At 55.2% G+C, this 7,215-nt stretch carries 6 protein-coding genes; 5 read left to right on the top strand and 1 reads right to left on the bottom strand.

Annotated features, from left to right (window positions below; all coding sequences use genetic code 11):
- The 5 genes from HMPREF2836_RS09275 to HMPREF2836_RS00215 all read left to right on the top strand — a co-directional run.
- Positions 1-479 (top strand): pentapeptide repeat-containing protein (locus HMPREF2836_RS09275; protein WP_210394321.1); only part of this gene is annotated, 479 nt, incomplete at its 5' end.
- A gap of 142 nt (positions 480-621) precedes the next feature.
- Positions 622-2,568 carry a pentapeptide repeat-containing protein gene (locus tag HMPREF2836_RS09040; RefSeq protein WP_168163645.1) on the top strand — a complete coding sequence of 649 codons (1,947 nt, stop codon included), beginning with the start codon at positions 622-624 and terminating at the stop codon, positions 2,566-2,568.
- Positions 2,569-2,755: 187 nt separating this feature from the next.
- On the top strand, positions 2,756-3,247 hold the full coding sequence (locus tag HMPREF2836_RS00225) for a low molecular weight protein-tyrosine-phosphatase (protein WP_070628973.1): 492 nt from the start codon (positions 2,756-2,758) through the stop codon (positions 3,245-3,247).
- Positions 3,244-3,912 (top strand): nucleoside/nucleotide kinase family protein, encoded by a 669-nt coding sequence (locus HMPREF2836_RS00220; protein WP_070628972.1) that lies wholly within the window; start codon positions 3,244-3,246, stop codon positions 3,910-3,912. Before HMPREF2836_RS00225 ends, HMPREF2836_RS00220 begins: the two co-directional genes overlap by 4 nt.
- An 821-nt stretch (positions 3,913-4,733) precedes the next feature.
- A complete protein-coding gene (locus tag HMPREF2836_RS00215; protein ID WP_070628971.1) occupies positions 4,734-5,984 on the top strand; it encodes a multidrug effflux MFS transporter in 1,251 nt (416 codons plus the stop codon).
- A 239-nt stretch (positions 5,985-6,223) separates the two neighbouring features.
- Here the strand turns inward: HMPREF2836_RS00215 and HMPREF2836_RS00210 are convergent, their stop codons facing one another.
- The gene (locus HMPREF2836_RS00210) at positions 6,224-7,126 is read right to left on the bottom strand and encodes an aminotransferase class IV (RefSeq protein ID WP_005509006.1); all 903 of its coding nucleotides are present in this window, start codon (positions 7,124-7,126) and stop codon (positions 6,224-6,226) included.
- Between the last annotated feature and the right edge of the window lie 89 nt (positions 7,127-7,215).

Below are 7,215 nucleotides of genomic sequence, written 5' to 3'. Positions count from 1 at the left end.
CAGACTTCAGGAACACAGAGTTCACCGGAAACGCACTCTTCGGGGGCGTGAAGTTCACTGAAGACGCATACTTTACGGACGCGGAGTTCACCGAAGACGCAGACTTCAGGGGCACGAAGTTCGCCGGAGACGCAGACTTCTGGGGCGTGAAGTTCACCGGAAATGCGTACTTCATGGACGCGAAGTTCACCCGAAATGCACTCTTCGGGGACACGGAGTTCGCTGGAATCACAGACTTCGATCGCGCATATTTCGAAAAGTGTGCACCCATATTTGCTGATGCCTCCAACTCTGCCAGGTTCTCTGCACAGGTGGATCCGCAGGATTACCTGTTCAAGGCGCACCCGGAGAGCCCGCACAGCTTCAGCTGCGGTACGGCGAAGCTTCATAACAGAACCGTTCATTCTCCCTCTCTGCACGGTGCTGTACGACCCGGACTCCTGGGACGAAGAGAAACAGGACTACACCCGTATCAGTGAGCCTGCGCTGTAATATCCGAAGGGCCCGCCACATTGAATATGTGGTGGGGCTTCCACTTATAGCCGTTAGAAGCCCCATTCAGGTAGTTTATGCACTATGCTGAGAGGTGACTGTTCCTATCAGAGAAGACAGGATGAAACCTTGCCAGAGAAAGATGCTGCGCAGAAAACGCAGGAAAGCCTATTCCAAAAGCTCCGCAATTGGGTTTTCGCCGACCCACCTTTGTACATTCGTTATTTCTTCCCAATTCTTGTAACATTCGGAATTATTGGAGGTATAGCTGCTTTCTGGATTCCGGTAGAGACCGGCTGGCTACGACAAAGCGGGTTGGGTGGTGAAGCTGAGCAAAAATCCATATCAGATTTGCGCCTACATCTTTTATATATCACTGCAGGTGCAATATCGGTTTTAGTTCTACTAAAGATTGCCAAGGAATATCATTTCCTCAAACATTTTATAGCCTACATCAATTGGAACAAAAACTGGCTTTATATAATTCTTCTCTTAACCGTGTTACTTGGAGGAGGAAGCGCTTACATTATCCCCCTTATCATTCCGAATCCACTCAAAGACGGCGATACCGTTCCAGCCCTACGACAAGCTATCCTCGTAACAGTTGCTGGACTTCTTACTATGCTCACCCTGTGGGAGAACCGTCGCAAAAACCTACAAGAAAAAGATAAAAATGATCTTGAACATATCCGTCAGATAAAATCTGAACGCCGAAGTCGATACGCAAAAGCTATTGAGCAGCTAGGCAATGATAATACCTCTATTAAACTCGGAGGCGTCTACACACTTTCTAAACTTATTGATGAATGGCTTGAGGATAAAAAAAGTAATCCTAAGAAAAAAGAACGCATGGAGGAAGGGCAGATTATTATTGACAGCCTCTGCGCTTACATTCGTTCACCGTACCCTCTTTCAATACCCAAGAATAATGACCATAAAAACCTAAACCTCTCAGACAAAGAAGCAGAAAATGCATTTAATGATTTTACGTCTCTAAGAGGGGAACAGGAGGTTCGGAAAACTATCATTAAAATCATCACAGAGAGACTTAGCGGAGGAGTAAACAGAGACGGAGAAAAACCTAAAACAAGCAAAGGAAAATGGTCGAACTTCAAGTACGATTTCTCAAATTCATCATTCTTTTACCCAGTCGATTTTCAATACAGCTATTTTTCAAATCCGGTCGAATTTACAGGTAGCACTTTTAGCAGTAATGCCGACTTCTCTGTTTCTAAATTTACCCAGGGCGCCAATTTTTCAGAAGCAACTTTCAAAGGTACTGCCATGTTTGCAAGCGTAATATTTTCAGGTACCCCCGATTCAATAAATGACTTTTCAAATGCAACGTTTGCCGAAGAGACTTGGTTCGCTTCAGCAGAATTTAGAGAGCAAGTCCTATTCACTGGAGCATCATTTATGGAAACCACATATTTTCGAGGCGTAGACTTTTATAAACTAACTGGCTTTCGTGATTCTTCATTTCAAAATACTGCAGATTTCACGTATGCAAATTTTCTTGGAAAGTTATACCTTACAAATACTTCTTTCAAAGATGAAGTTCTGTTTGAGGAAACATCTTTCGATGAAGAATTATCTCTATCTTCTTGCTCATTTGATAGGACAGTATATTTCACTAAGTCACGTTTCTTGAAAAAATTTGAATCGAAAGCACATTTCAAGGGATACGCAGACTTCTCGGAAGTAGAATTTAATTACATTTCAGACTTCTCGTGTTCGAAATTTTCTAAAGGGTTAAGCGTCGAAAGAGCATCTTTCAATTCCTACAGCCCAACCTTTAGCTCTCCTGGGGAAATACTTAAACTTTCCACTCCGACAGTTAAACCCCATCCATTTCCTTTTGTAGTTAATAAATTCGAAATCATAAGATTTACTCAATTATCAGTCAGAGTTGAGCCTAAAGATTATAAACTTACTGTTTCAGAAAATAGCATATATGGTATCGATTCTGAGCAAATTACGGTAGCTGACGGCAGGGTCTTCACTATTCCGGTGGGTTGTGAGCTTTTCGACCCCGAACCTTTGCCCGCGCCCAAACCGGAAGAACCTACCGAATAGCATTCACCTCTAGAAGGCCCCGCCGGCCCACACCGGCGGGGCCTTTTCACGCCCGGTTCTGGTAGCGACAGCCCCGGCGGCGGCAGCCCGCCGGCGAGCGCATCCGCCCGTCAAGGTGCCGCCTGCAAAGCCGCCCCGAGCATCCACCGCGGCCGGCCACCCTCTACCCCACCGATACACTAGAACCATGTACCGAATCATGACTGTCTGCACCGGCAACATCTGCCGCTCCCCCGTCGGCGAATACCTCATCCGCCAGCACGCCCAAGAAGCCGGCGTGCCCGTCACCGTCACCTCCAGCGGCATCAGCAACGAAGAAGAAGGCAACCGCATCGACCCGCGCGCCGCCGCGCAGCTCACCACCCGCGGTATCGACCCGTCCGCGCACCGCGCCAGCGTCTTCACCGTCGAGGACTTCGACCGCAACGACCTCATCCTCGCCATAGATGCACCCCACTACCTGCGCCTCAAAGCCCTCGCCCGCAACGAGGCCGACAAGGCCAAGATTCGCATGATGCGCAGCTTCGACCCGAAGGTCACCACCACCCACCTGGACCAGCTCGGCATCTACGACCCCTGGTACGGTAGCGAACGCGACTTCGTGTACACCACCGGCCTCATTGACGCCGCCGCACGCGGCCTCATCAACCACCTCAAGCAGGAAGGCGACGCGCAGTGAGTCAGCGTATTCCCCTGAATCAGAACCGCCGCGTCACCGGCACCGCCGAAATCCTGGAGCTCTGCAAAGACATGCTGCGCCTGGAGCACGGCATCGGCAACGACTTTGACATGGACACCGCCGAATTCACCGAATTCCGTGCCCAGTTCCTCGCCGATTTCGCGCAGATCCCGCTGATCATCGGCATTGACGGCCGTAGCGGCACCGGCAAAACCAGCCTCGCCGCGCAGCTTGAGCAGGAGCTCACCGCCGCCGGCCACAGCGTGCACGTGCTGCACCTGGACGACTTCTACCCCGGCTGGGACGGCCTCTTCGATGGCGTGGAGGCGTGGGACGCGCTCTCCGTGCAGCTGACCGAAGGTATTGCCGGAACCTACACCCCGTGGGATTGGGAGGCGGGCGCCCCCGGTGAGGTGCGCACCGTCGACCCGGCGGCTACGCAGGTCATCATCTGTGAGGGTGTCGGCGCGATTGCTGGCGCCTGCGAGGTGCGTATCCTCGCTACCGCCCCGGACGAGGTGCGTTACGAACGCGCCATGGCTCGTGACGGTAACACGTTCCGCCCGCACTGGGAACGCTGGGCGGAGCAGGAGGAGGCGCTGCTCGCCGAAATCCCGGAGGACTACGCGACCGTGGACTTCATCTACGACAGCGCGGCGCAGTAGCAGCCGCCTACAAGACAGTAGGGCCCAATGCTTCGTGTATCTCGAAGCATTGGGCCCTACGCTATTTAGAGGCAGTTTTATTCAGGCGCTGTTTTATTCAGGCATGGGAGCCGGGCTAGCGGATTCCATGCGGTCTTTATCCCAGTAGGTTGAGGTATTGCTCGGCGCGTGCGTGGAGGTAGTACCGTCTTTTTCGTTACCCGGGTTGTTGTTAGAAAGCACAGCAAGGATTACAAGCAAGACACAAACTATAAGCAGCAGGATGCATAGCAAATATTTGTAATAGTGGTTGCGCATCTGAGGTATCCCTCCGGTCGTATCGCGTGGTATGACCAACGTAAGTTATGCGGTTGAGCCTAGCAATGCTTCTCAAGAATATTTCTCAAATATTTCTTCAGCGCCGGGGGACTGAGCGGCAGGCTAAGCCAAACCGCTCAAGGGGCGGTGTTATCCGTAAGCGACATCAGGGTGTCCGAAGCGAAGCGAGGACGGGTGCCCCTGTAGGAGCGAGGATAACACCGTCCCTTTGCTGTGCCTGCGCAGGCGAGCGCCGTCCCTTCTACGCACCTTCCCCCAAGCCCTCCCCTGTAGAAGCGAAGGCGAGCGCCGCTTTCCAGACCAACCAAGCGGAGCCCTCCCAACCCAGCTCAAAAAATATCAAACATTTAACTTACGAAGCCACGCCCAATTCTGCTACCGTGAACAAGTTGTGCTTCCAGCCTGCGCAAACTCACCCCCGGAGCGGTACTACCACATCCACGTCTTGTAGAGCCGCAGGCGCCGTTGCACGCGCATCACACAGAAAGAAAAAACTAAGACATATGTCTTCGAAGTCGACTAAGACCTCATTCGGGCTATCGCCCATTTTTATCGTAGTTCTGGCGCTGCTGACCGCGATCGCGCCGCTCGCTACGGACATGTACCTTGCCGCACTGCCCGCTGTCGCGGAGGACCTGAACACCACCAGCACGAACGCATCCCTGACGTTGAGTGCGTTCATGGTGGGTATGGCGCTCGGCCAGCTGGTCGTGGGTCCGCTGTCGGATAAGACGGGCCGCCGCAAGCCGCTGCTGATCGGTGCGGTCATCTGCTTTATTGCGACGGTGGCGTGTGGTTTCGCGCCGAATATTGAGCTGCTGATTTTTGCGCGTTTCATGATGGGCTTCACCGGTTCGATTGGTGCGGTGTTGGCGCGTTCTATCGTGGCTGATACGACTGAGGGCCTGGCGACCGCTAAGCTCATGGGCGTCATGATGATGATTAACGGCTTCGCGCCGGTGCTTGCGCCGCTGTTTGGTGGCTGGGTGCTGTCGTGGGGTAGCTGGCGCGATATTTTCCATGTGCTGGGCGTGATTACCGCGATGATGATGCTCGGCGTGATCTTCGTTATTAAGGAGACCCTGCCGGTGGAGGAACGCTACCAGGGCACTGCCCTGAGCGTGTACTCGGAGCTGCCGAAGGTCTTCAAGATTCGCCGCTACCTGGGTTTCATGCTGACGATGTGCTTCGCGTTTGGTGCGCTGTTCTCGTATATTTCCGGTTCGACGTTTGTGTTGCAGAAGATTCTGGGTCTATCCGAAACCCAGTTCACGATCGTGTTCGGTGTGAACTCGATTGGTATTGTGCTGTTCAGTGCGATTGCAACGAAGCTGGTGGGTCGTGTGGCGCAGCGCCGCATTGTGAATGTTGGCGTGGTGAGCCTGCTGGTGGTGTCTTCGCTGCTGTTGGTTAGCTTCCTTGTCGGTATTTCGCTGGTGCCGACGCTGGTTCTGCTGTTCCTGCTGACCAGCTCGTGCGGCCTGATTTTTGGTAATGCTTCGGCGTTGGCGTTGAACGAGGCGCGCCACATGGCGGGTAGTGCGTCGGCGGTGATGGGTACGGTTCAGGCGATGCTGGGTGCGTTGGCTGCACCGCTGGTGTCGATTGCCGGTGAGCATGAGTACCTGCCGATGGGCTTCTCCATTCTGGGTTTCGCGGTCCTGACGGCGCTGGTGCTGTGGACTACGCCGCGTAAGGATTCGGATTACTCGGCTGACGGCAAGAGCCATGAGGCTCCGGCGGCGGGCCACTAGCCTGTTGTTGATTTTTGTGTAGCTAAAGCCCCGGATGGGCGACCCGCTAAGGGTTGCGCGTCCGGGGCTTTGCTGTGCCCGTACATGAAGCGTAGGGGCTGCCGTGTTTTCCGGATGCGCCCTCAGGGTGTCAGCCCGGACGCTCTCCGCAGCGGAGCGAGGAGGCGCGGAGCGTCCGGGTGACGGGTGCCCCTGCGTAGGCGCGGAGGAAACATGCGGCAGTCCCTTTTCTGATGCGTTTAGCTCTGCTGCGCCAGGTAGTTCAGCAGCGTCGCAGTCAGCTCCGGGTCATGCGCCAGCGCCGTGCCGTTCAGGTGGGTCACCGGCGCAATCAGACGCACCGACGACGCCAACCACACGCCGTCCGACTCAAACAGGTCCTGCGGGTAGAGCGGGCCGAAGCCCAGCTCCCAACCGGCCTGGCGTGCCGCCTCGAACACCGCGCCCTGCGTGGTACCGGGCAGGATGCCGTGACTCGGTTCGGGCGTGTACAGCACCTTCTTGCCGTCCTCAATCTTGGCGACCAGCACCGAAGAAGTGGCGCCCTCCAGCACGCGACGCTCATCGGTGATGAAGATAGCGTCGTCCGCGCCGCGCTCCTGCACATACCGCAGAACCGCCATGTTCACGGCGTAAGAGAGGGTCTTCGCGCCCGCCAGCAGCCACGGGTAGGCGCTGTTGTCCATCGGCTCGTGGCCGCGCGGCAACAGCATCGCCTTCACGCCCTCGGTGCGGCGCTTCACGATGGAGGCGGGCACCGGCGACGCCATAATCAGCGTGTACGGGCCAGGCTGCATGGAGGTCACCGCCTGGGTGGGGCCGCGCGAAATAATGATCTTCACGATGTGCTCTTCGCCCAGCGCAGTCTCGGCACCGGCGGTCGCCTCACGCATGAGGCGCTCCACCGCCGAACGCAGAATCTCGGGTTCCGGGTCGGGCAGATCCAACATGCGCGCCGACGACTCGAGGCGGGACAGGTGCATGCCGAGCTTACGCACGCGGCGGTTGACGGACAGCATGGTCTCGAAGACGCCGTCGCCGCGGGTGAAGCCCTGATCATCAACGCTGATGAGGGGCACGGACGGGTCAACGAAGATGCCCTGCGGGTTCTGTTCGTTCAGAAGAATTACGGTACTAGACATAGTTTTATTGTACGTTCGCAGCCGAACTGTAGGCAGGAGGTGTCTGTACCTTCCTGAAGCGACATCAGGGTGCCCGAAGCGAAGCGAGG

Origin of the sequence: Rothia sp. HMSC065C12 (genome assembly GCF_001812085.1) — a bacterium.
Classification (GTDB): Bacteria; Actinomycetota; Actinomycetes; order Actinomycetales; family Micrococcaceae; genus Rothia; species Rothia mucilaginosa.
This window is presented reverse-complemented; position numbering and strand designations above follow the sequence as displayed.